A 20872-nucleotide genomic window follows, 5' to 3' on the forward strand; every position below is an offset into this window, starting at 1 on the left:
GGTGAGCCAGAGCGGGGCGCCAGGCGAGGCAATATGAGGCGTTGAACGAGCCGCGGGCTAAGGAAGCGCTGAACAAATCGGCGAGCGAGATGAAGCGCAAGGCGCACGGAGCACAGGAACCGGAGCCTATGGGGTATAGGTGAGGATTCTGCGCACCGCGCAACGCAGCGATTCGCTCGCGCAGGCATTTGTGCAGTGTTTTCTTAGTCGTTGGTCCAGCGGTCCAGGGTTTCACTGATGGTGCGTCCGGCCCGTTCGGCGCCTTCCTGGGTGCGCTCCCAGGCCTGTTCGGCCCCTTCGCCGATGCGATCGGCGCCGCGGCGGGTCTGCTGCCAGGCGCTGTCGGCACCTTCACCGGCGCTGTGCCAGGCCTCGCGGGTGCGCTCACGCGCCATGTCCCACCACTCCTGGTCGTAGCGCGGCATGGCCTCCAGCGACTCCGGATCGGCGTCGACGATGATGTCATGGACCGTTTCGCCATCATCCTCGTAGTTGACCAGCCGATAGTGGGCATTGGTGATCACCAGGTAGTCGCCATCCTCAACCAGGTTGGCGTCAGGGCGAACGACGATGGCATGTACCTGCCGGTCGTCGCCGAGCAGGAGATCCACCACCTCGCCCGGCTGGCTGTCCGGTGCCGCCTCGAAATGAACCTCGGCATCGAAGAGCGCCCGGGAGGAGTAGAGCCCCTGAGGCTCGAACTGCGCCTGTACGCCAGTGGCAAGGCCGGTGAGCAGCAGACCGGCCGAGGCGGAAATGAGCGTCCTTTTCACGTGGGGGTGTTTCATCGTTTCGCCCTCCTTATCCTTGGTGACACGAACAGTGTAGTAAATGTAACGATGACCGGGCGGCTGCGACATGCCGCGGCAGACTGAGCATCGACGACAAAGGAGCTATCGTCATGAAGAGAGTGTACCGGAAAGATCCGGCTCGGCAGTTGCGTAACCGGCTGTTGGCAACCGTGAGTGCGCTGTTGTTGGCGGGACCGGCCATGGCAGAGGAGCCGGTCGTGTTCGGCTGGGTCGAGAAGAGTACGCTCGAACCCTGGGGAGTCGAGGTCAAGGCCAAGCTGGACAGCGGCGCCTTGACCTCGTCCCTGGATGCCCGCGATATCGAAACCTTCGACAAGAACGGCGAGGAGTGGGTGCGCTTTCGCCTGGAGTTGACCGATGAGGCCAGCGGCGAGCCGTTCGAGGAGCGCCTGGAGCTGCCGCTCTATCGCGACATTCGCGTGCGCGGGGCAGGCGGTCGCGACGAGCGCCCGGTGGTGCTGATGAAGATCTGCATGGGCGATACCATCCACGAGGAGCAGTTCAGCCTGCGTGACCGGGGCGAGATGCACTATCCGCTGCTGCTGGGTAGGCGCACCATCGGCCATCTGGGGCTGCTCGACGTCACCCGCACCTTCCTCAATTCGCCCGACTGCGGTGACGATGCCGAGGTGATGCGCTACGAGGGCGAGGACGAAGGTGACATCGAGGATGACGATGTCGAGGACGACGAGGCCGAAGACGGCGAGGCGTAAGATTGCCTGCCCGGCATCAGAACAGCCGGGCGAGCAGGGCGACCACCGCGGTTTCTACCCGCAGGATGCGGGGCCCCAGATGGATGCCCTCGCAGCCTGCCTCGAGCAGCCGCTCCACTTCATAAGGGATGAAGCCGCCCTCGGGCCCGATGAGCAGCACGCAGGGCTCGCTCAGGCCGGTGGGGCAGGGGCTGGGCATGCCGGGGTGGGCGACGAGACCGCGTCGGCCTTCGAGCAACTGGGGCAGCCGCTCCTCGACGAAGGGGCGAAAACCCTTGGCCACGTCGACCTCGGGCAATGCCGTGTCGCGTGCCTGTTCGAGGCCCAGTACCAGGTGCTCGTGGATCTTCGCTGGCTCGAGCTCCGGCGACTGCCAGTAGCTCTTCTCCACCCGGCGGGTATGTAGCAGCGTGATCCGTTTTACCCCCATGGCGGTGACATGCTCGAGACTTCTGGCCAGCATGCGCGGGCGCGGCAGGGCCAGCACGAGGTGCACCGGCAGCGCCGGCGGTGGGGGCGTGTCGAGCGTCTCGAGCGCAAAGCGGGCCTCGTCGTCGGAGAGCAGCGTGAGTTCACCGCGACCGATGCCGCCGTCCTGCACGCCCAGGGTCAGGACGTCACCGACCCGGGCGCGATGCACTTCCCTCAAATGACGCAGGCGGCGCGGGTCGCGCACGGATGCCAGGCGGTCGTGCCGGATATCTTCCGGAGCCAGCAGAATCAGATTCATCGGGCCTCGTTGGTCGCTTCGATTTGCAAGGGCGGTAGCGCGGTGCACAATAGCAGCCAAGGGCAAACCTGCCTTTCCCATAAGGAGTGCCGTCGTGCGCGTGATTCGCAAGTATGCCAACCGCAGGCTCTATGATACCCAACAGAGCCGTTATGTGACGCTCGAAGATCTGCGACGCCTGATTCTCGACGAGGAGCCGTTCCGCGTCGAGGATGCCAAGTCCGGTGAGGACCTCACCCGTACCATTCTGCTGTCGATCATCATCGAGCAGGAGCAGGCCGACGGTGAGGCCGAGGTCTTTTCCAACGATCTGCTGGCCCAGTTCATCCGTGTCTATGACATGGCGCAGCCGCTGCCGCTGGCCCGTTATCTGGAGCAGGGCACCCAACTGATGCTCGAGCAGCAGAAGCGCATGCAGGATCAGTGGCAGCAGGCGATGCGCCACTCACCCATGGAACTGATGCGCGAAATGGCCGAGGAGAACATGCGCTTCTGGCAGCAGGCGATCGGCCAGGGACAGCCGGGCAAGCCGGAGCCGAAGGACAAGTCGGACAAGGAAGACGACAAGTAGACAGGCTGCGCGGGGCGGCGTACGGGGCCGCTTTCTGCCATAATGCCGCGACGTCTTATAGCCGAACGCCAGGTTCGCCGGATGGCGGTGCCTGATCGGTACGAAACAGGAAAAGCAAGCGGATGAAGGTTTTGATCATCGGCGGCGGTGGCCGCGAACATGCTCTGGCCTGGAAAGTCGGCCAGTCGCCTCTTGTCGAGCGGGTATTCGTGGCCCCCGGCAATGCCGGTACCGCCCACGAGCCCGGGCTGACCAACGTCGCCATCGAGGCGACCGAGCTGGAGCGCCTGGTGGCTTTCGCCCGCGACGAGGGCGTGGAACTGACCATCGTCGGTCCCGAGGCGCCGCTGGTCGAAGGCGTGGTGGATCGTTTCCGCGACGCCGGGCTGGCCATCTTCGGGCCGACCCAGGGGGCTGCCCAACTGGAGGGCTCGAAGTCCTTCACCAAGGATTTCCTCGCCCGTCACGCCATTCCCACCGCCGCCTATCGCACCTTCACCGAGGTCGAGCCGGCTCTCGCCTATCTGGCCGAGCAGGGCGCGCCGATCGTGATCAAGGCCGACGGCCTGGCCGCAGGCAAGGGCGTGATCGTGGCCATGACCCTGGCCGAGGCCGAGGCGGCGGTGCGCGACATGCTCGAGGCCAATGCCTTCGGCGATGCCGGCGCGCGGGTGGTGATCGAAGAGTTCCTCGAAGGGGAGGAGGCGAGCTTCATCGTCATGGTCGACGGCACCACCGTGCTGCCCATGGCCACCAGCCAGGACCACAAGCGCGCGCTGGACGGCGACGCCGGTCCCAATACCGGCGGCATGGGCGCCTACTCGCCGGCGCCGGTGGTGACCGAGAGCGTGCACGAGCGCATCATGCAGCAGGTCATCATGCCCACGGTGCACGGCATGGCCGCCGAGGGTCACCCCTACAGTGGCTTCCTCTACGCCGGGCTGATGATCGACGCCGAGGGCAATCCCAAGGTCATCGAATACAACTGCCGCTTCGGCGATCCCGAGACTCAGCCGATCATGCTGCGTCTGCGCTCCGATCTCGCCGAGCTTTGCCTGGCCGGGGCGCGGGGCGAACTCGCCGGCCATACCTGCGAGTGGGACCCGCATGCTGCGGTGGGCGTGGTGCTGGCCGCCGGTGGCTATCCCGGCAGCTATCGCAAGGGCGACGTCATCGAAGGGCTCGAAGCCGCCGAAGCGACCGGCTGCAAGGTATTCCATGCCGGCACCGCTGAAGACGACCAGGGGCGTGTGGTGACCAGCGGCGGGCGTGTGCTGTGCGTCACCGCGTTGGGGCAGGGCGTGTCCCAGGCACGCGATCTGGCCTACGAAGGCGTGGCGGCGATTCGCTGGGACGGCGTCCAGTTCCGTCGCGACATCGCCTACCGTGCCATTGCCCGGGAGCGTCAGGCGGGCTGATCGCGGCCACCTGTATCTACCGCAACGACAGTCAGGGAGTGAGCATGGAGCGCATCAAGCTGGCATTTCCCGATTCCGCCATCGTGCACAGGCAGCCGCTGTCGGTACGTGTCACCGACATGAACTACGGCCGGCACCTGGGGCACGATACGCTGGTGTCGCTGCTGCATGAGGCGCGCATTCAGGCCTTCGGCGCTCTCGGTCTCACCGAGTGGGACATGGGCGGCTTCCCCAGCGTGGTGGTCGACCTCGCCGTGCAGTACCAGTCCGAGGCCCGCTGGCCGGACGCGCTGGTGGTGGAAACGGCCATTCCGGAGCCGGACGGCCAGGCGATCGTGGTCTACCATCGGGTACGGCACGCCGAAGGCGGCCGGCCGGTGGCCACCGCGCGCCTGAATCTGGTGCTGGTGGACCCGATCCAGGGGCGCAGCGTCGCGCTGCCCGATGTCGTGCGGCAGGCCTTCGCCGGAGCGGAGAGCGCCTGATGTCGCGCGAATATCCCATCATCGCCGTGACCGGCTCGTCAGGTGCCGGCACCACGACGGTGAAACGTACCTTCGAGCGCATGTTCGCCCGCGAGGACGTGCATGCGGCCTTCGTCGACGGCGACGCCTTCCATCGCTATACCCGCGAGGAGTTGGCGCGCATCTTCCGCGAGGAGCCCGAGCGCAAGAGTCAGCTCTCCCACTTTGCGGTGGAGGCCAATCTGCTCGACCGTCTCGAAGCGCTGTTCCTGGAGTACGGCGAGCATGGTACCGGGACCTACCGGCACTACATTCATGCCGAAGACAAGCAGATGATCGAGGCCGGCCACCAGGTGGGTACCTTCACCGAATGGCAGCCGCTGCCCTGCGGCACCGACCTGCTGTTCTACGAGGGGCTGCACGGCGGGCTGGTGACGGCGGAGCACGACATCGCCCGCCACGTGGATCTGCTGGTGGGGGTGGCGCCGACCATGAATCTCGAGTGGATTCAGAAGATCGACCGCGACATCAAGCTGCGCGGCTACTCCCAGGAGGCGGTGATCGACACCATCCTCGGGCGCATGAACGACTACGTGCGCTACATCCAGCCGCAGTTCTCGCGCACCCACATCAATTTCCAGCGCGTACCCACGGTGGATACCTCCAACCCCTTCGAGGTGCAGGACATCCCCAACGACGCCGAGTCGTTCGTGGTGATTCGCTTCCGTGACCCCTCGACGGTGGATTTTCCCTGGCTGCTGGCGATGATCCAGGACTCCTTCATGAGTCGTCCGCACACCCTGGTGGTGCCCGGGGCGAGGATGTCGCTGGCCATCGAGCTGATCCTGGCGCCGCTGGTGCGTCATCTGCTGGCGCAGCGGCGCTTTCGGTAATACGCAAGGAGCACGGAGCGATGCAAGACTGCCTGTTCTGCAAGATCGTCAAGCGCGAGATTCCAGCCGACATCGTCTACGAGGACGATCAGGTGCTGGCGTTCAACGACATCAACCCCCAGGCGCCGACTCACATTCTGATCATTCCCAAGCGCCATATCGCCACCCTCAACGACCTCGAGGAGGCAGACCAGGCGCTGGTCGGCCGGCTGCCGGTCGTGGCGGCCCGGCTGGCCCGGGAGCGGGGCTTCGCCGATGACGGCTACCGGGTGGTGATGAACTGCAATGACCAGGGCGGGCAGACGGTCTATCATATTCATATGCACCTGATGGGCGGTCGTCGCTTTACTTGGCCGGCTGGCTAGCTGGCGCTTTGCGGTTCGTCCGCGCGCGTCGAGGCGTGCGACGCATCAGGTGCACCCAATTGCATGAGCGCCACCCCATGGGTGGCGCTGTCGTAACGGCCACGAGGTTCCGACACGTCTCGTTCAACGCACCCCGCCAAGCTGGGCAGGTGGCGTACAGCAACGGAAAACGACGTACAGGTACCCAAAGGCTGCGTACAGGAAAAGTGAGATGAATCGCAACTACTCTCCGGCCGACAATCTGGTTCATCAGTTCGATACCGTGCTGCGTACGCTGATTCCCCATGCGGCCCACGCCTCGCGCCCCTCGCCGGCCACCGCGGACATCCAGGACGGCGACATGAGTGCCGAGGAGCGGCGTCATGCTGCCGGGCTGATGCGGGTCAACCATACCGGTGAGGTGTGCGCCCAGGCGCTTTATCAAGGTCAGGGCTGTACCGCCAAGCTGCCGGAAGTGCGCAGCCAGATGGAGCACTCCGCCCAGGAGGAGATCGATCATCTGGCCTGGTGCGACGAGCGCTTGCAGGAGCTCGACAGCCACCCCAGCGTGCTCAACCCGCTGTTCTATGCGGCGTCGTTCGGCCTGGGGGCGGTGGCGGGTGCCATCGGCGACCGCATCAGCCTGGGCTTCGTCGCCGCCACCGAGGAGCAGGTGGGCAAGCACCTGGAGGAGCATCTGGTCAAGCTGCCCGCGGGCGACCATCGCTCGCGGGCCGTGCTGCGCCAGATGGCCATCGACGAGGCGCACCACGCCCAACTGGCGCTGGAAGCCGGCGGAGCGCGCTTCCCGGCGCCGGTCAAGTTCGGTATGTCGCTGATGTCGAAGGTGATGACCAAGAGCGTCTATCGAATCTGAGCACGTCGCGATGTCGGACGAGATCCATCGGCGCTGTATCGAAGTCGCCAGCCAGCTGAGTCCACCGCTCGCCGAGGCCATCGAGCGCGGGGGGCCGCTGACGCTGCGCGCCGACGACGGCCAGCCGCTGGCGGAACGCCTGTGCCGTTCGATTGCCGGGCAGCAACTGTCGGTGAAGGCGGCGCGCTCGATCTGGGCGCGGGTCGTCGATGCGGCGGGCGAGACGCCGCTGATGGAGTTCTTCGTCGAGCCGAACCAGGAGACGCTGCGTGGCTGTGGCCTGTCGGGGGCCAAGGCCAGGGCGCTGTGCCTGATTGCCGAAGAAGCCCGTGCCGGTCGGCTAGAGGCCGAGGCGCTCAGGGGCCTGGACCATGCCGAACGCTCGCGGCGGCTGACCGCGCTGTGGGGGGTGGGGCAATGGACCGCCGACATGATGTCCATCTTCTACTTCGGCGAGCCTGACGTCTGGCCGGAAGGCGACGTGACGGCGCGCAAGACCCTCGAGCGACTCACCAGCCCGAGGCGCAAGACGCTGCGCACCGCCATGCGCTTTGCCCCGCATCGCTCCTATCTCGCGCTTTACCTGTGGCGGCATGTCGACTCGCCGCCTGGCTAGCGTTTGGCCATGCGTTTGGCACCAGAAAAGGCCCGCCTTGGCGGGCCTTCGTCAGTACGGGGCTCAATCGTCGATGATGCTGTAGGAGTGGGTGACCTCTACCCCGCCCTTGGCCAGCATGATCGAGGCGCTGCAGTATTTCTCGGCCGATAGCTCCACGGCGCGCTTGACCTGGCTCTCCTTGAGGTTGCGGCCGCTGACGGTGAAGTGGATGTGGATCTTGGTGAACACGGCCGGCACGGCATCGGCGCGTTCGGCCTCGATGGTCGCCACGCAGTCGCTTACGGGAGCGCGCGACTTCTCGAGGATCTCCAGCACGTCGAAGGAGGTGCAGGCGCCCATGCCCATCAGCAGCATTTCCATCGGGCGCGGGCCGGTATTGCGTCCGCCGTGGTCGGGCGGGCCATCGATCACCACGCTGTGACCACTACCCGATTCGGCGACGAACTGACGGCCATCGGTCCACTTGACGCTGGCTTTCATGAGCAAGGTTTCCTTGTCGATACGTTCATGTCGGAAAGCTTATCACTGTGCGGCGCTCGGCTCAGCCCTGCCGTCCGACCAGCTCCCGCTCCAGCTCGGCCAGACGCTCGGGCGTGCCCACGTCGACCCAGCGTCCGCGATGGTGGGTGCCGCCAACGCGGCCGGCACGCATCGCCGCACGCAGCAGGGGGGCCAGGGGAAACTCACCCGGTGCCCGGTCGGCCGCCAGGGCCGGGTCGAGCAGGCTGAGCCCGGCGAAGGTCAGGCGTGGCTCGCCCTCGGCGTGGACCCGGCCCGCGGCGTCCAGATGGAAATCGCCGCCGGGGTGGTGAGAGGGGTTGTCGACCAGCACCAGGTGGGCCAGATCGCGCCCCAGGACGGGAAGTGTCGAGGTGTCGAATTCGCACCAGACGTCGCCGTTGACCAGCAGAAAGGGAGCGTTACCCAGCAGCGGCAGCGCCTGGCGAATGCCGCCGCCGGTCTCCAGCGGCTGCGTTTCGCGGCTCCAGGCGATGCGTACGCCGAACTGTCGACCGTCGCCCAGGGCGCCGATGATCTGCTCGGCGCGATAGCTGACGTTGATCACCACTTCGTCGATACCGGCTGCCGCCAGGCGTTCCAGGTGGTGCACGATCAGCGGCTTGCCGGCTACCGGCAGCAGCGGCTTGGGACAATGGTCGGTCAATGGGCGCATGCGTTTGCCGAGCCCGGCGGCCAGGATCATGGCCTTCATGTCGCCTCCGGGCCGGTGCCGGCGGCCAGCCGCTGGGTCAGGGTGGGGCGCAAGCGCTCCGTCAGCCAGCGCTGGAAGGCCGTGTGCTCGGGCAGGTCGACCAAGCTGGCCTCCAGATGGGCAAGGAAGTGCGGCAGACGTTCGAGGTAGCCGCTACGGCCATCGCGCAGGGTCAGGCGGCAGAAGATGCCGAGCACCTTGAGCGCGCGCTGGGCGGCCATGGCCTGGGCCTGACGCTGGAAGGTATCGCTGCCGGTGGAACCGGGCAGGCGGCCGTCGTGCACTGCCCGCTGGCGAAAGTCCTCGACCCAGCGCGCGAAGCGCGCGGGGGAAAAGCGGCAGTAGCGCCCGCGCAGCAGCGAGATCAGGTCGTAGCTGATGGGGCCGGCCACGGCGTCCTGAAAATCGATCAGGTAGAGCGTCTCGTCGCGCACCATCAGGTTCATGGCATCGAAGTCGCGGTGCACCGTGACCACCGGCTGCGCCAGAGCGGAGTCGATCAGTGCCTCGCGCAGCTCGGTCCAGCCGGGCGGCAGGGCAGTATCGCCCAGCCATCGCTCCAGGCACCACTCGGGGAAGAGGTCCAGCTCGCGGCCGAGCAGTGCCTCATCGTAGGCCGGCAGCATGTCGGGGCCGGCGCGATTCTGCAGCTCATGGATCAGAGCCAGGGCGCGTTCGTGCCAGGCCAGGGTGTCGGCATGCTCGTCGCCGGCAAAGCGTAGCTGCAGCGGCGTGTCGCCCAGATCGTCGAGCTCGAGGAAGCCGGCGTCGAGATCCACCGCGTGCAGGGCCGGTACCGGCAGGCCGCCGGCCCGCCAACGACGGGCGATATCGACGAATGGACGACTGTCCTCCTGGGCCGGGGGGGCGTCCATCAGCATGCGCGTGCTGCCATCGGGCAGCAGCAGGCGGAAGTAGCGGCGAAAGCTGGCGTCTCCCGCGGCCAGGCTCAGCTCGAGCGCAGCGGGGGAAAGCTCGTGCTGCGCCGCGGCCCACTGGCGCAGGGCCTCGAATCGCGTCGTGGTGTCGGCCTGGGTCATGCTGGCTCCTTGCAGTCTCGGACGGTGCCGGTTGACGCCCGTTGGGCACCGCCGCATGCTGACCGCTCAGGCGCATACGACAGGCTGGGTGCGGTCTGTATAATACCGATTCTCTTCGCCAAGGACATCGAGGGACCATGGGCAAGCGACATGCAGGAACGGCGTTGGCCAGCCTGATCACATCCGGCCTGACGCTGGGCGCGCCGCAGGCGCTGGCGCTCGAGCCGTTGGCGGCGTGGCAACTGGACTGGCAGCCATGGGGCGAAGATCGGCCGGCCGAGGCGCTATGCCGCGGGGTCTATATCATGCCCGCCTATCGCTTGCCCGCCGGCGATGTGCCTGATCAGGTGCGCAGCGAGTCCGACACCGCCTATTACGGCGACGATGGCGAAACCATTCTCGGTGGTGAAGTGATTCTGCGGCGTGCCGACACGCAGCTCGAGTCGCCGCGGGTGAGCGTGCCGCCCGAGCGCGAGCGGGCGTTTGCCGAAGGGCCGCTGGCGCTGCGCGATCTCAACCTGCTGGTGCGCGGTGAGGCCGGCGAAGTCTCGCTGGTCACCGATGCCGCCAGCATCGACGCGGCGCACTTCGTGGTCCATGACCGGCATTTGCGCGGCGATGCCATGCAGCTTGAGCGGCTGGAGGATGGTCGTTTCCGACTCACCTCGGCCAGCTTCACCACCTGCGACCCGGGCGACAACCTGTGGCAGTTGGTCACCGGCGATCTGGTGCTCGACCGCGAGAGCGGTTTCGGCACCGCACGCCACGCGCGCCTGGAGATGGGCAACGTGCCGGTGTTCTACTGGCCCTGGGTGCGTTTCCCCATCGACGACCGGCGTCATACCGGCTTCCTGTGGCCCGAAATTGGCCTTTCCGGCGGCGCCCTGGATTACGCCCAGCCGTTCTACTGGAACATCGCGCCCAACCACGACGCCACCCTCACGCCGCGCTGGATCAGCGATCGCGGCCTGCTGCTGGGAGGGGAGTACCGCTACCTGTTCCCCACCGATGCCGGGCAGGTCGAGGGGGCCTACCTGTCCAGCGACGGCGGTGGCTCCGACGAGCCGGGTGCCGCTTCGCGGCGCTACGAGGGCGAGGACCGCTGGTATGTCGATTATCGTCATACCGGGCGCTTCGATACGCGCACGAGTTACAACCTGCGCTACGGGGCGGCTAGCGACGGGCGCTATTTCGACGACTACGGTAGCATCTTCGGCGACGACCCCAACAATATGCCGCGCCTGGCCCAGATCGACTACCGTGGCGATGTCTGGCGTCTGGATGCCCGTGCCCAGGGCTACCAAAGGCTCGACGATCCGCTGCGCGATCGCGACAAGCCGTTCTACCGCCTGCCCAGCCTGTCGGCCAACGCCCGCTGGTCCCAGCAGGGCGGCTGGTATCAGCAGTGGCGCTCCAATGTCACCTATTTCTGGCGTGATGTGGATCGCAATCGCGTGCCGCTGCGCGAGGCAGCGACAGGTACCCGTCTGCACCTCTCGCCCGCCATCGGCTGGCGCTTCGAAGAAAGCTGGGGGCACCTGGAGCCGCGGGTGGAGTGGCTCTATACCGCCTATGACCTCGACTACGGCGAGCGTGATACCGATCGCGATACCACTCTGCAGCGCGCGGTGCCGGTAAGCTCCATCGACGGCGGGCTGGTGTTCGAGCGCGAACTGGAGCTCGGCGGGCGGTCCTATCGTCAGACCCTCGAGCCCAGGCTCAACTACGCCTACGTGCCGGCAACGAATCAACGCGAATTTCCCGAATTCGACAGCAGCGAGCGTGCCTTTTCGTGGAATCAGCTGTGGTCGCCTTATCGCTTCTCCGGCGCCGACCGGGTGGGCGATCTCAACCGAGTGTCGGTCGGCGTCGACTCGCGCCTGCTGGAAGACGACCGCGGCCGCGAGCGGCTGGCCTTCGGGGTGGGGCAGGCGTTCTATCTTGACGACCGCTACATCGACATCAACGGCGACCCCGATACCCTGCCACGCTCGCCGGAAGAGGGCGGACGGTTCGAACCCTGGTACAACGCCACTCGCGACCGCTCGCCGCTGGTGGCCCGGCTGGATTGGCAAATGACCGATCGCTGGCGCAGCCGCTGGGAGTGGCTGTACGACGACAACCAGCAGCGTACCGAGCGTACCTCGCTGGACCTGAACTACCGCAGCCGGGCGGGCCACGTATTGAACCTAGGCTATCGTTGGGAACTCCAAGGGTTCGACCCGTCCGTACGGCCAGGAGACGATGAGTTTCGCGATTACGACCGCGAGGAGTACGATCTCTCGTTCGCCTGGAAGCTCTCGCCACGGGTAGATCTCATCGGTCGTGCCGTGTATGACTACACTAACGACCGTCTGCTCGACCAACTGGCGGGGGTGCAGTGGAACGATTGCTGCTATGGCCTGCAGATTGTCTGGCGCGAGTGGATCGATGACAACGACAGCGCCAGAATCGATAACGATACGACGGAGCGTGGATTGTTCCTGCGCTTCGTCTTCAAGGGGTTGGGCGGTGTCGGCGGCGATGCCGGCGACTATTTCGAGCGGGCCATACCGGGCTACCGAGCCACTGCCTTCTGATCGTGCGAATGCCCTACAAGTGAGCCATATGAGAGGAAAGAGAAAGATGCGGATTTCGCCATTCGCCACCTTGGGCGCCCTGGGATTGGTCCTGTGCCTCGGTGCCGTGCCGTTGACGGCCGTGGCCCAGGATTTCCAGCCGGTACAGCGGCAGTCCCTGGACCGTATCGTGGCCGTGGTGAACCAGCAGGCCATCATGCACAGCCAGCTCGAGGAGCGCATGGCGCAGGCACGCAGCCAGCTGGCGGCGCAGGGGCAGTCCCTGCCGCCCGAATCGATGCTGCGCGAATACGTGCTCGAGCAGATCATCCTGGAAGAGATTCAGCTGCAGATGGCGGCGAACGCCGGCCTCAGCGTCGACGATACCGCCCTCAACCGGCAGATGCGCGAGATCGCCGAGAGTAACAACATGACCCTCGATCAGTTCGCCGACGCCCTTGAGGCGGACGGTCTGACCATGGCAGCCGTGCGCGAGGAGATCCGGCGCGAGATGCTGCTGCGCGAGCTGCATCAGCGTCAGATCGGCGGCCGGGTCAACGTCAGCACTCGTGAGGTGGAGCGCTTCATCGAGCAGCAGGGCGGCAACGTGAGCCATGAGCAGGCGCGCCAGATGGTGTTCCAGCGCAAGGCCAACGAGGCCCTCGACGCCTGGCTGCAGGAGATTCGCGCCGACGCCTTCGTCGATAACCGGCTGGCCAGCGGCAGCTGATAGATGAAACCGTCCGCGCCCGTGCTGGCGGTGACCAGCGGGGAGCCTGCCGGCATCGGCCCCGAGCTGTGTCTGCAGCTGGCCTTGGGCGAGCCGCTGCCCGGCCGTGTCGTGGTAGTGGGCGACCCGGCCCTGCTGGCTCAGCGCGCGGCGTTGCTAGGCCTGGCGGTCGATCTGGTCGAACTACGGCCGGGGGAACCGGTACCGCAGGCAAGGCCCGGCGTGCTGCCGGTGTGGCCGGTGGCGCTGCGTGAGCCGAGCCGTCCCGGTAAGCTGGCCGTGGCCAATGCCGGCTATGTGCTGGAAACCCTCGATGTGGCGATTGCGGCCTGTCTCGACGGCCGTGCCGGCGCCATGGTCACCGCACCGCTGCACAAGGGCGTGATTCTCGATGCCGGCCATGCCGGCTTTCGCGGTCACACCGAGTACCTGCGCGATGCCTGCGGCGTCGACGAGGTGGTGATGATGCTGGCCACCGACAGTGCTCTGCACGCCGCGGGCCCCGCCTGGCAGGGCAGCACCGCGCTGCGGGTGGCGCTGGCCACTACCCACCTGCCCCTGCGCGAGGTGGCCGATGCCATCAGCGAGGCGGGGCTGGAGCGCATCCTGCGTATCCTGCAGGCGGACCTGAGGCGCTGGTTCGGCATCGCCAGGCCGCGCATCGCCGTGTGCGGCCTCAACCCCCACGCGGGGGAGGGCGGGCATCTGGGGCGCGAAGAGCTCGAGGTGATCGAGCCTTGTCTCACGCGCCTGCGCGGCGAAGGCTTCGAGCTTGACGGGCCGTTGCCGGCCGATACCCTGTTCACGCCGCGCCATTTGACCGGGGTCGATGCCGTGCTGGCGATGTATCATGATCAGGGTCTGCCGGTGCTCAAGTATGCCGGCTTCGGCCAGGCCGCCAACATCACCCTGGGACTGCCGATCGTGCGTACCTCGGTGGATCATGGCACGGCGCTGGATCTGGCCGGCCATGGTCTGGCCGATGCGGGCAGTCTGCGGGTCGCCGTAGCGCTGGCCGCCGACATGGCCGGCCGCGGTTCGGCCACTCCCTGACGAACGAAAAGACAAGGATTCATTGCATGGCATCGCGCCCGCCGGTCCATCGCGCTCGCAAGCGCTTCGGCCAGAACTTCCTGCGTGACCCCGGCATCATTTCCCGCATCGTGCGAGCGATCGCACCCCGCCCCGGCGATCGGCTGGTGGAGATCGGCCCCGGCCAGGGGGCGCTGACCGAGCCGCTGATCGAGGCGACCGGTGGGCAGCTCGAGGTGATCGAGCTGGATCGCGACCTGATCCCCGGGCTGCGCGTGCAGTTCTTCAACTACCCTGATTTCGTGGTGCATGAAGGCGATGCGCTGAAGTTCGACTTCCGTGCGCTGCGTGGCGACGGTGAGCCGCTGCGGGTGGTGGGCAATCTGCCCTACAACATCTCGACGCCGCTGATCGCCCATCTGCTGCAAGCCGGCGATGCCATCGCCGACATGCACTTCATGCTGCAGAAGGAGGTGGTCGAGCGTCTGGCCGCCGAGCCGGGAGGCGCCGACTGGGGGCGCCTCTCGGTGATGGCGCAGTACCGCTGCCGCGTCGATGACCTGTTCACGGTGCCGCCCGAGGCGTTCGTGCCGCGGCCGAAGGTCGATTCGGCCATCGTGCGGTTGACGCCTTACGCTGAACTGCCCTGGCCGGCGGCGAACGAGGCGCTGCTGTTCGACGTCGTGCGTCAGGCCTTCTCCCAGCGCCGCAAGACCCTGCGCAACAACCTCAAGGGGATGGTGGACGGCGACACGCTGGCGGCGCTGGGCATCGACCCGGCGCGCCGGCCCCAGACGCTGAGCGTCGAGGAGTTCGTGCATATCGCCAATCATCTCGCTGCTACGGAGGTGACGCCATGAACCAGGCTTCCGACGTGCCGCTGGAGCGGGAGGTGCTGGTCGACGTGGAGCCCGTCTTTCGCGACGACGAGTCCTCGCACGAGGAGTCGCGCTATGTCTTCAGCTATACCGTGACGATCCACAATCATTCGGCTCGCAGCGTCCAGCTGCTGGCACGCCACTGGCGTATCACCCAGGGCAGCGGCAAGGTGCAGGAGGTGCGCGGCAAGGGCGTGGTGGGTCAGCAGCCGATGATCGGCCCCGGGCAGACCTTTCGCTACACCAGTCGCGCCATCCTTGACGGGCCGGTGGGGGTGATGGAAGGTTCCTACACCTGTGTCGATACCGCCAGTCAGCGTCCTTTCGAAGTGACCATTGCCCCCTTCCGGCTGGCCGGCCCCAATCAGATACACTGAAGCCTGTGGCGCGGGGTGAGCCTCGCGCCGGATGGACAACCCGCGAAGCGCACAAGGGAAGGTGTCATGACCGCCTATGCCGTCGGAGATTTGCAGGGCTGCCACGCCGAGTTCGTCGAGCTGCTCGAAAAGATCGACTTCGACCCCGGCCGCGACCGCCTGTGGCTGGCCGGCGATCTGATCAATCGCGGCCCGGGGTCGCTGGCCTGCCTGCGTGAGGTGCGGGCGCTGGGCGATGCCGCCCTCACCGTGCTGGGCAATCACGACCTGCACCTGCTGGCAGTGGCCCGTGGCGGTGCCCGGCTCAACCGCAAGGATACTCTGGACGAGATTCTTGCCGCCCCCGACCGTGAGGCGCTGCTCGACTGGCTGCAGTCGCGGTCGCTGCTGGTGCGTGACGACTTCCCGGGGCAGGGCGAGACCGTGATGGTTCACGCCGGGCTGCTGCCCCAGTGGTCGGTGAACCAGGCGGCAGAGCTGGCCGGTGAGGTCGAGGAGCGTCTCGGCAGTGAGCGCAGCGGCGCCTTCCTGGAGCGCATGTACGGCAACGAGCCGGCCTGCTGGCACGTCGCGCTCGATGGCATCGACCGCCTGCGTGCCATCGTCAACGTGCTGACTCGCATGCGCTTCATCGACGCTGAGGGCTGCCTCGACTTCAGCGCCAAGGAGGGGCTCGACAGCGCCCCGACGGGTTTCGCCCCCTGGTTCCGTTACCCCAGGGGTGACGACGTGCGGCTGCTGTTCGGCCACTGGGCCGCGCTGGAAGGACATGCCGAGGGCGCCCGGGTGCGGGTCGAGGCACTGGATACCGGCTGCGTGTGGGGCGGCAGTCTCACCGCGCTGAACCTTTCCACCGGCGAGCGCATTGCGGTGCCCAGTCATCGTCATCGCCGCTGAACCCGGATTGCGATCCGGCGAGACCTGAATGGAGCACGCCATGTTTCGACACCTGACCATCGATACCCTGACCGCCTGGCTCGACGACGAGGCTCCGCTCACCCTGGTCGATATCCGCGATCCGGCGAGCTTTGCCGCCGGCCGCATTCCCGGCAGCCGCCACCTCGACAACGACAGCGTGCCGGCATTGCTCGAGGCGGCGCCGCGCGAGCAACCCATGGTGGTGGTGTGCTACCACGGCCACTCGAGCCAGCAGGCCGCGGCCTGGCTGGCGGGGCAAGGCTTCGCCGAGGTCTACAGTCTCGACGGTGGATTCACGGAGTGGGAGTACCGTCTGCCCGAGCGCGTGGAGCGCGCCGGCTGATGAGCGCAGCGCGCGACCGCTGCCTGGCGGAGCTCGAGGTCTATCGCGTGGGCGGGGCGGTGCGTGATGCCCGTCTGGGCTGGCCCACCGTCGATACCGACTGGGTGGTGGTGGGGGCGACGCCCGACGAGATGCGCCGCCGCGGTTTTCGCCCGGTGGGGCGCGATTTTCCCGTGTTCCTGCATCCCGAGACCCATGAGGAGTACGCGCTGGCGCGCACCGAGCGCAAGGCGGGGCACGGCTATACCGGTTTCGAGGTGCATGCCAGCCCCGAGGTGACGCTGGAAGAGGACCTGGCCCGTCGCGACCTCACCATCAACGCCATGGCGGAGACGCCGGAGGGCGAGCTGATCGACCCTTATGGCGGCTTGCAGGACCTCGAAAAGCGCATCTTGCGGCATGTTTCCCCAGCCTTCGTCGAAGACCCGCTGCGGGTGCTGCGCACGGCACGTTTCCTGGCCCGCTATGCCGGGCTCGGCTTCACCATCGCCGACGAGACCTGGGCGCTGATGCGCGAGCTGACCGTGAGCGGCGAGCTTTCTCACTTGGTGGCCGAGCGCGTCTGGACCGAGACCGAGAAGGCGCTGGGCGAGCCCGAACCGACGGTCTACTTCCGTACGCTGCATGCCTGTGGCGCGCTGACGGTGCTGATGCCCGAACTCATCGGGAGCGGCACGGAGCTCGATGAGACGTTGCAGGGCATGACGCGCCTACCCGATGAGCTGCCCGAGGCGGAGCGGCCGCGCTGGCGCTGGGCTCGTCTGGTGGAGCGTCTGGATGAGGCCGACCAACGGACCTTGAGCGAACGCCTGCGCCTGCCGCGCAGCTATCGCGAGCTGGGGTGGCAGGCCGCATTGACCCGACAACTGGCCGAGAGCGGTACGCCCGATGCCGATGCGGTGAAAGCCTGGCTGGACGGTGTCGACGCCTGGCGGCGAGCCGAACGGGTGCCGCCCCTCATTGCGTTGCTGGCGCTGGAGGTCCCGGCGTTGGCCGAACGGCTCGAGCGGGCCTGGCGGGAAGTATCCAAGCTCGAAGCGCGCGCACTGCTGGCCGAGGGTTTTCGCGGCGGCGCGCTGGGCGAAGAGCTGGCCAGGCGACGCCGGACCGTGCTGCAGCGGGAAATGGAGCGGCACTGAGGGAGTATGCTCTGCCGTCAGCTCGCTGGCGCATCGCTCAGGAGCGCCAGAGGAACTCGATGGGCCACAGACGCTGATCGCCAGCCTCGAACTCGGCCCACAGTTCGGCGTAGCTGCGCCCGGCCACGGGATGGAGCGTGTCGGGCAGCAGTTCGGCGAGCGGAAGCAGCACGAAGGCGTGATGCAGGATTTCGTCGCGTGGCAGCGTGACCCCGTCGTGCTCGCCGGTGAGGCTGCCCACCGTCAGCAGGTCGATGTCCAGCGTTCGCGGGCTGAACTTGGGCGTGCCCGGGCGTCGTCCGTGCTCGCGCTCGATACGCTTGCACCAGGCCTGCAGTTCGCCCACCGACCAGTCGCTGTCGAACACCGCCACCAGATTGTAGAAGTTGCGTCCGTCGATGAAGCCGACGGGCACGCTCTCGAAGACGCGTGACACGACCAGGTTGTCGAAGGTAGCGTCGAGCGCTTCCAGGCAGGCCGTGATGTGATGCTCCCGCTCGATGTTGCTACCGATGCTGACGCTTACCCGAGTCATCAGGTGCCCTCCGACGGTGTGCCGCGTTCGATGCGCACGCCTACCGCGGCGGCGGCCGGTACCGCGCCCGGCTTGCGCAGCGTCAAGCGTAGCCACGGCACGGAAAATTCCGTCATCAGCAGCTCGGCGAGACGCTCGGCGAAGGTTTCCACCAGGGCGAAGTCGTGCTCGTCGGCGAAGTGCTGGATGCGCTGACTGATGGCCGCGTAGTCGAGTGTCTTGGTGAGGTCGTCGTCGGCGGCGGCCGGGCGAATGTCGGTGGCCAGTTCCAGGTCGAGCACCAGGCGCTGGCGAATGGTGCGCTCCCAGTCGTATACGCCAATGACCGTCTCGAGCTCCAGCGACTCGATCAACACGCAATCCATGTGCAGCTCCCAAACAGGCCGAAGAAGGAGGCACGATTGTACGTGAGCGTCGGGACGGATTGACAGGCTTGCGGTGCTGTCCCTGGCGTGCGGGGGCTGGCAGAATCATCGATGGTGATGACGAACGAGCATGGGGGCGGATTTGGGCGAAGAGCTGTGGCCGCTATGGGGTCTGGTGCCGCTGGGCTATCTCAGCGGTTCCTGGCTGGGCGCGCTGTGGGTCTGTCGGCTGGCAGGCGTTGCCGATCCGCGCGGGGAAGGCTCCGGCAACCCGGGCTTCTCGAACGTGTTGCGCCTTTACGGCCCGCGGCTTGCCGGAGCGACGCTGGCGCTCGATGCAGCCAAGGGGATACCGGTGCTGTGGCTCGCCATCGTCTTGGGCATGCCGCCCTGGGCCCAGGGCATGGTCGGGCTGGCCGTGCTGCTGGGGCACAGCTTTCCGCCCTGGCACCGCTTTCGTGGCGGCAAGGCGGTGGCCAGCGCTTTCGGCGTGCTGCTGGTGCTGACCCCCTGGGTGGCGCTGTGCTGTGCCGCGCTGTGGGTGCTGTTGGCCTGGCGGGTACGCACCGCAGCGGTGGCCTCGCTGGCCAGCGCCGGTATCGCGCCGCTGGCCAGCCTGTGGCTGGCGCCGGACTATGTCCTGGTGATCCTGGTCTTCACCCTGCTGGTGCTGGTGCGCCACCTGCTCAACATACGTCGGTTGGGCAAGGGCGACGAGCATGCGCTCTGAGCGCTGCGTCGCGTTGGCCCGGCTGGCCGCCGCCTCAGGGCGGGCGCTCAGGCGCTGGCCGGTGACGTCAGGGTATCCATCGGCCAGCGCGGCACCGCTTTCATGTGCCCCGTCGCGTCGCGTTCGCCGGCCTGCAGGCGCAAGGCGCCGGCCAGGGCGATCATGGCGCCGTTGTCGGTGCAGAAACGGCCGCGAGGATAGAACACCTGTGCGTTGCGCTTCGCCACCTCCGTGGCCAATCTCTCGCGCAGGCGCTGGTTGGCACTCACCCCGCCGGCCATTACCAGACGTTTGAGGCCGGTGTCGTCCAGCGCCCGGCGGCACTTGATCGTCAGGGTATCGACCACGGCCTCCTCGAAGGCCCGGGCGACGTCGGCGCGGGCCTGGTCGTCGAGCTCGCCGGCCTGTTCCAGTTGGCGCAGGGTGGTGAGGGTATGGGTCTTGAGCCCGGAGAAGCTGAAATCGAGGCCCGGCCGGTCGGTCATCGGCCGGGGGAAGCGAAAGCGCCCGGGACTGCCCGCCTCGGCCAGTCGGGCGACCTGAGGGCCGCCGGGGTAGCTCAGGCCCAGCATCTTGGCGGTCTTGTCGAAGGCTTCGCCGGCAGCGTCGTCCACCGACTCGCCGAGCAGACGGTATAAGCCCAGCCCTTGCACCTCGACCAGCTGAGTATGGCCGCCGGAGACCAGCAGGGCGACGAAGGGGAAGTCCGGTGGCGACTCCTCGAGCATCGGCGCCAGCAGGTGACCCTCCATGTGGTGTACGCCCAGTACGGGAACGCCCAGCGCGCGAGCCATGCCGTGCGCGGTGCTGGCGCCCACCATCAGCGCGCCGACCAGCCCCGGGCCTGCGGTATAGGCGATGGCGTCCAGCTCGCTTCGCTGCATGCCGGCTTCGTCGAGCACTCGCTGGATCAAGGGCAGCAGGCGGCGGGTATGGTCACGGGAGGCCAGCTCCGGGACCACGCCGCCATATTCGGCATGCATGGCGACCTGGCTGTAGAGAGCGTCGGCCAGCAGGCCGCGTTCGGTGTCGTAGATCGCGACGCCGGTTTCGTCGCAGGAGGTCTCGATGCCAAGGACGCGCATGGTGCAGAGCTCGTAATGAGAGGAAGGCCGTATTCTAGCAAATCGGGGGCGCGCCATCCCGCCTTCGTGCGCGTCGGGAATTTGCAAAGCTTGCCAGCGCCGACTAAACTACCGTGCGCTGTACAATTGGGTCGTGCACCCACATCCGGGTGTGCGTTCGAACCGAACTCAAGAATTCAAGGTAGGTGAGTGCTTAATGCCTTCTGTCAAAGTACGTGATAACGAGCCGTTCGACGTCGCGCTGCGCCGTTTCAAGCGTTCCTGTGAAAAAGCCGGTATTCTCTCCGAAGTGCGTCGTCGTGAGCACTACGAGAAGCCGACAGCAGAGCGCAAGCGCAAGGCTGCCGCCGCGGTGAAGCGTCACGCCAAGAAGCTCCAGCGTGAGCGCAAGCGTTTCGAACGGCTCTATTGATCCGTACTCGGGGAGTCCCGGTGCTTCGTGCATCGCGGCTTCTGGAAGGATGACCAAGCGGCTGCCGTCAGGTGGC

Annotated in this window: 26 protein-coding genes; 18 read left to right on the forward strand and 8 right to left on the reverse strand. The window is 66.9% G+C overall.

All coding sequences use genetic code 11. The features are described 5' to 3' along the window. Positions 1 to 203: 203 nt before the first annotated feature. Entirely contained in the window at positions 204 to 788 is a 585-nt protein-coding gene (locus C4S71_RS07440) for a hypothetical protein (protein WP_103968721.1), read from the reverse strand. A gap of 113 nt (positions 789 to 901) precedes the next feature. Here C4S71_RS07440 and rloA3 point away from each other — a divergent pair, with 113 nt between their 5' ends. Then, positions 902 to 1525: a retropepsin-like aspartic peptidase RloA3 gene (gene rloA3 / locus C4S71_RS07445; protein WP_103968722.1), complete on the forward strand. Its 624-nt coding sequence runs from the start codon at positions 902 to 904 to the stop codon at positions 1523 to 1525. A gap of 16 nt (positions 1526 to 1541) precedes the next feature. Here the strand turns inward: rloA3 and C4S71_RS07450 are convergent, their stop codons facing one another. Further along, positions 1542 to 2255 (reverse strand): 16S rRNA (uracil(1498)-N(3))-methyltransferase, encoded by a 714-nt coding sequence (locus C4S71_RS07450; RefSeq protein WP_086508508.1) that lies wholly within the window; start codon positions 2253 to 2255, stop codon positions 1542 to 1544. 94 nt (positions 2256 to 2349) lie between these two features. On the opposite strand from C4S71_RS07450, the gene phaR reads away from it, so the two are divergent. The 7 genes from phaR to C4S71_RS07485 all read left to right on the forward strand — a co-directional run bounded on the left by phaR (position 2350) and on the right by C4S71_RS07485 (position 7438). Next, a complete protein-coding gene (phaR, locus tag C4S71_RS07455) occupies positions 2350 to 2826 on the forward strand; it encodes a polyhydroxyalkanoate synthesis repressor PhaR (protein ID WP_086508507.1) in 477 nt (158 codons plus the stop codon). A gap of 122 nt (positions 2827 to 2948) precedes the next feature. Next, positions 2949 to 4244 (forward strand): phosphoribosylamine--glycine ligase, encoded by a 1296-nt coding sequence (gene purD, locus C4S71_RS07460; protein WP_103968723.1) that lies wholly within the window; start codon positions 2949 to 2951, stop codon positions 4242 to 4244. Between the two features lie 44 nt (positions 4245 to 4288). Then, positions 4289 to 4729: an acyl-CoA thioesterase gene (locus tag C4S71_RS07465; protein ID WP_103968724.1), complete on the forward strand. Its 441-nt coding sequence runs from the start codon at positions 4289 to 4291 to the stop codon at positions 4727 to 4729. After that, positions 4729 to 5601 carry a phosphoribulokinase gene (locus C4S71_RS07470; protein ID WP_086508504.1) on the forward strand — a complete coding sequence of 291 codons (873 nt, stop codon included), beginning with the start codon at positions 4729 to 4731 and terminating at the stop codon, positions 5599 to 5601. The genes C4S71_RS07465 and C4S71_RS07470 overlap by 1 nt, the downstream gene beginning before the upstream one ends. Before the next feature lie 20 nt (positions 5602 to 5621). Beyond that, entirely contained in the window at positions 5622 to 5966 is a 345-nt protein-coding gene (locus C4S71_RS07475) for a histidine triad nucleotide-binding protein (RefSeq protein ID WP_086508503.1), read from the forward strand. A 211-nt stretch (positions 5967 to 6177) separates the two neighbouring features. Next, entirely contained in the window at positions 6178 to 6822 is a 645-nt protein-coding gene (gene coq7 / locus C4S71_RS07480) for a 2-polyprenyl-3-methyl-6-methoxy-1,4-benzoquinone monooxygenase (protein WP_086508502.1), read from the forward strand. 10 nt (positions 6823 to 6832) lie between these two features. Continuing rightward, positions 6833 to 7438, forward strand: a complete 606-nt coding sequence (locus C4S71_RS07485; RefSeq protein ID WP_086508501.1) for a DNA-3-methyladenine glycosylase family protein — start codon at positions 6833 to 6835, stop codon at positions 7436 to 7438. 63 nt (positions 7439 to 7501) lie between these two features. Here the strand turns inward: C4S71_RS07485 and C4S71_RS07490 are convergent, their stop codons facing one another. The 3 genes from C4S71_RS07490 to C4S71_RS07500 all read right to left on the reverse strand — a co-directional run bounded on the left by C4S71_RS07490 (position 7502) and on the right by C4S71_RS07500 (position 9694). Next, positions 7502 to 7921, reverse strand: a complete 420-nt coding sequence (locus C4S71_RS07490; protein WP_086508500.1) for an OsmC family protein — start codon at positions 7919 to 7921, stop codon at positions 7502 to 7504. A 61-nt stretch (positions 7922 to 7982) separates the two neighbouring features. After that, entirely contained in the window at positions 7983 to 8654 is a 672-nt protein-coding gene (murU, locus tag C4S71_RS07495; RefSeq protein ID WP_086508499.1) for an N-acetylmuramate alpha-1-phosphate uridylyltransferase MurU, read from the reverse strand. Then, positions 8651 to 9694 carry an aminoglycoside phosphotransferase family protein gene (locus C4S71_RS07500; protein WP_103968725.1) on the reverse strand — a complete coding sequence of 348 codons (1044 nt, stop codon included), beginning with the start codon at positions 9692 to 9694 and terminating at the stop codon, positions 8651 to 8653. Before C4S71_RS07500 ends, murU begins: the two co-directional genes overlap by 4 nt. Positions 9695 to 9831: 137 nt before the next feature. Between C4S71_RS07500 and C4S71_RS07505 the strand changes: the two genes are divergently transcribed. From C4S71_RS07505 to C4S71_RS07540, 8 genes are all read left to right on the forward strand, one after another. After that, positions 9832 to 12273 (forward strand): LPS-assembly protein LptD, encoded by a 2442-nt coding sequence (locus C4S71_RS07505; RefSeq protein WP_103968726.1) that lies wholly within the window; start codon positions 9832 to 9834, stop codon positions 12271 to 12273. Between the two features lie 46 nt (positions 12274 to 12319). Further along, positions 12320 to 12982 carry a SurA N-terminal domain-containing protein gene (locus tag C4S71_RS07510; RefSeq protein ID WP_103968727.1) on the forward strand — a complete coding sequence of 221 codons (663 nt, stop codon included), beginning with the start codon at positions 12320 to 12322 and terminating at the stop codon, positions 12980 to 12982. A 3-nt stretch (positions 12983 to 12985) separates the two neighbouring features. Then, positions 12986 to 14035, forward strand: coding sequence for a 4-hydroxythreonine-4-phosphate dehydrogenase PdxA (gene pdxA / locus C4S71_RS07515; RefSeq protein WP_103968728.1), 1050 nt, complete (start codon positions 12986 to 12988; stop codon positions 14033 to 14035). A gap of 26 nt (positions 14036 to 14061) precedes the next feature. Continuing rightward, on the forward strand, positions 14062 to 14874 hold the full coding sequence (rsmA, locus tag C4S71_RS07520; RefSeq protein ID WP_103968729.1) for a 16S rRNA (adenine(1518)-N(6)/adenine(1519)-N(6))-dimethyltransferase RsmA: 813 nt from the start codon (positions 14062 to 14064) through the stop codon (positions 14872 to 14874). Beyond that, the gene (gene apaG / locus C4S71_RS07525; protein ID WP_086508493.1) at positions 14871 to 15269 is read left to right on the forward strand and encodes a Co2+/Mg2+ efflux protein ApaG; all 399 of its coding nucleotides are present in this window, start codon (positions 14871 to 14873) and stop codon (positions 15267 to 15269) included. Before rsmA ends, apaG begins: the two co-directional genes overlap by 4 nt. 66 nt (positions 15270 to 15335) lie before the next feature. Continuing rightward, positions 15336 to 16166 carry a symmetrical bis(5'-nucleosyl)-tetraphosphatase gene (locus tag C4S71_RS07530; protein WP_086508492.1) on the forward strand — a complete coding sequence of 277 codons (831 nt, stop codon included), beginning with the start codon at positions 15336 to 15338 and terminating at the stop codon, positions 16164 to 16166. Between the two features lie 40 nt (positions 16167 to 16206). Then, complete coding sequence (glpE, locus tag C4S71_RS07535; protein WP_086508491.1) at positions 16207 to 16530, forward strand: thiosulfate sulfurtransferase GlpE; 324 nt, start codon at positions 16207 to 16209, stop codon at positions 16528 to 16530. Continuing rightward, the gene (locus C4S71_RS07540; RefSeq protein WP_086508490.1) at positions 16530 to 17669 is read left to right on the forward strand and encodes a tRNA nucleotidyltransferase/poly(A) polymerase-related protein; all 1140 of its coding nucleotides are present in this window, start codon (positions 16530 to 16532) and stop codon (positions 17667 to 17669) included. The genes glpE and C4S71_RS07540 overlap by 1 nt, the downstream gene beginning before the upstream one ends. Before the next feature lie 37 nt (positions 17670 to 17706). Here C4S71_RS07540 and folK read toward each other — a convergent pair whose 3' ends face one another. Together folK and folB are read right to left on the reverse strand one after the other, a co-directional pair. Further along, positions 17707 to 18204 carry a 2-amino-4-hydroxy-6-hydroxymethyldihydropteridine diphosphokinase gene (folK, locus tag C4S71_RS07545; protein WP_086508489.1) on the reverse strand — a complete coding sequence of 166 codons (498 nt, stop codon included), beginning with the start codon at positions 18202 to 18204 and terminating at the stop codon, positions 17707 to 17709. Then, positions 18204 to 18569: a dihydroneopterin aldolase gene (folB, locus tag C4S71_RS07550; protein ID WP_086508488.1), complete on the reverse strand. Its 366-nt coding sequence runs from the start codon at positions 18567 to 18569 to the stop codon at positions 18204 to 18206. The genes folK and folB overlap by 1 nt, the downstream gene beginning before the upstream one ends. Before the next feature lie 130 nt (positions 18570 to 18699). On the opposite strand from folB, the gene plsY reads away from it, so the two are divergent. Next, positions 18700 to 19299: a glycerol-3-phosphate 1-O-acyltransferase PlsY gene (gene plsY, locus C4S71_RS07555; RefSeq protein ID WP_086508487.1), complete on the forward strand. Its 600-nt coding sequence runs from the start codon at positions 18700 to 18702 to the stop codon at positions 19297 to 19299. Between the two features lie 47 nt (positions 19300 to 19346). Here plsY and tsaD read toward each other — a convergent pair whose 3' ends face one another. After that, entirely contained in the window at positions 19347 to 20384 is a 1038-nt protein-coding gene (tsaD, locus tag C4S71_RS07560) for a tRNA (adenosine(37)-N6)-threonylcarbamoyltransferase complex transferase subunit TsaD (RefSeq protein ID WP_086508486.1), read from the reverse strand. Between the two features lie 196 nt (positions 20385 to 20580). Here tsaD and rpsU point away from each other — a divergent pair, with 196 nt between their 5' ends. Further along, the gene (gene rpsU / locus C4S71_RS07565; protein ID WP_010629611.1) at positions 20581 to 20796 is read left to right on the forward strand and encodes a 30S ribosomal protein S21; all 216 of its coding nucleotides are present in this window, start codon (positions 20581 to 20583) and stop codon (positions 20794 to 20796) included. Positions 20797 to 20872: the final 76 nt, after the last annotated feature.

This window comes from Billgrantia desiderata, from assembly GCF_900108215.1.
GTDB lineage: Bacteria > Pseudomonadota > Gammaproteobacteria > Pseudomonadales > Halomonadaceae > Halomonas > Halomonas desiderata.

Bases quoted from the DNA above. Each gene is read 5' to 3' on its own strand.
- C4S71_RS07440 (WP_103968721.1), bottom strand. From the start codon at position 788: ATGAAACACCCCCACGTGAAAAGGACGCTCATTTCCGCCTCGGCCGGT.
- rloA3 (WP_103968722.1), top strand. From the start codon at position 902: ATGAAGAGAGTGTACCGGAAAGATCCGGCTCGGCAGTTGCGTAACCGG.
- C4S71_RS07450 (WP_086508508.1), bottom strand. From the start codon at position 2,255: ATGAATCTGATTCTGCTGGCTCCGGAAGATATCCGGCACGACCGCCTG.
- purD (WP_103968723.1), top strand. From the start codon at position 2,949: ATGAAGGTTTTGATCATCGGCGGCGGTGGCCGCGAACATGCTCTGGCC.
- C4S71_RS07465 (WP_103968724.1), top strand. From the start codon at position 4,289: ATGGAGCGCATCAAGCTGGCATTTCCCGATTCCGCCATCGTGCACAGG.
- C4S71_RS07470 (WP_086508504.1), top strand. From the start codon at position 4,729: ATGTCGCGCGAATATCCCATCATCGCCGTGACCGGCTCGTCAGGTGCC.
- C4S71_RS07475 (WP_086508503.1), top strand. From the start codon at position 5,622: ATGCAAGACTGCCTGTTCTGCAAGATCGTCAAGCGCGAGATTCCAGCC.
- coq7 (WP_086508502.1), top strand. From the start codon at position 6,178: ATGAATCGCAACTACTCTCCGGCCGACAATCTGGTTCATCAGTTCGAT.
- C4S71_RS07485 (WP_086508501.1), top strand. From the start codon at position 6,833: ATGTCGGACGAGATCCATCGGCGCTGTATCGAAGTCGCCAGCCAGCTG.
- C4S71_RS07490 (WP_086508500.1), bottom strand. From the start codon at position 7,921: ATGAAAGCCAGCGTCAAGTGGACCGATGGCCGTCAGTTCGTCGCCGAA.
- murU (WP_086508499.1), bottom strand. From the start codon at position 8,654: ATGAAGGCCATGATCCTGGCCGCCGGGCTCGGCAAACGCATGCGCCCA.
- C4S71_RS07500 (WP_103968725.1), bottom strand. From the start codon at position 9,694: ATGACCCAGGCCGACACCACGACGCGATTCGAGGCCCTGCGCCAGTGG.
- C4S71_RS07505 (WP_103968726.1), top strand. From the start codon at position 9,832: ATGGGCAAGCGACATGCAGGAACGGCGTTGGCCAGCCTGATCACATCC.
- C4S71_RS07510 (WP_103968727.1), top strand. From the start codon at position 12,320: ATGCGGATTTCGCCATTCGCCACCTTGGGCGCCCTGGGATTGGTCCTG.
- pdxA (WP_103968728.1), top strand. From the start codon at position 12,986: ATGAAACCGTCCGCGCCCGTGCTGGCGGTGACCAGCGGGGAGCCTGCC.
- rsmA (WP_103968729.1), top strand. From the start codon at position 14,062: ATGGCATCGCGCCCGCCGGTCCATCGCGCTCGCAAGCGCTTCGGCCAG.
- apaG (WP_086508493.1), top strand. From the start codon at position 14,871: ATGAACCAGGCTTCCGACGTGCCGCTGGAGCGGGAGGTGCTGGTCGAC.
- C4S71_RS07530 (WP_086508492.1), top strand. From the start codon at position 15,336: ATGACCGCCTATGCCGTCGGAGATTTGCAGGGCTGCCACGCCGAGTTC.
- glpE (WP_086508491.1), top strand. From the start codon at position 16,207: ATGTTTCGACACCTGACCATCGATACCCTGACCGCCTGGCTCGACGAC.
- C4S71_RS07540 (WP_086508490.1), top strand. From the start codon at position 16,530: ATGAGCGCAGCGCGCGACCGCTGCCTGGCGGAGCTCGAGGTCTATCGC.
- folK (WP_086508489.1), bottom strand. From the start codon at position 18,204: ATGACTCGGGTAAGCGTCAGCATCGGTAGCAACATCGAGCGGGAGCAT.
- folB (WP_086508488.1), bottom strand. From the start codon at position 18,569: ATGGATTGCGTGTTGATCGAGTCGCTGGAGCTCGAGACGGTCATTGGC.
- plsY (WP_086508487.1), top strand. From the start codon at position 18,700: ATGGGGGCGGATTTGGGCGAAGAGCTGTGGCCGCTATGGGGTCTGGTG.
- tsaD (WP_086508486.1), bottom strand. From the start codon at position 20,384: ATGCGCGTCCTTGGCATCGAGACCTCCTGCGACGAAACCGGCGTCGCG.
- rpsU (WP_010629611.1), top strand. From the start codon at position 20,581: ATGCCTTCTGTCAAAGTACGTGATAACGAGCCGTTCGACGTCGCGCTG.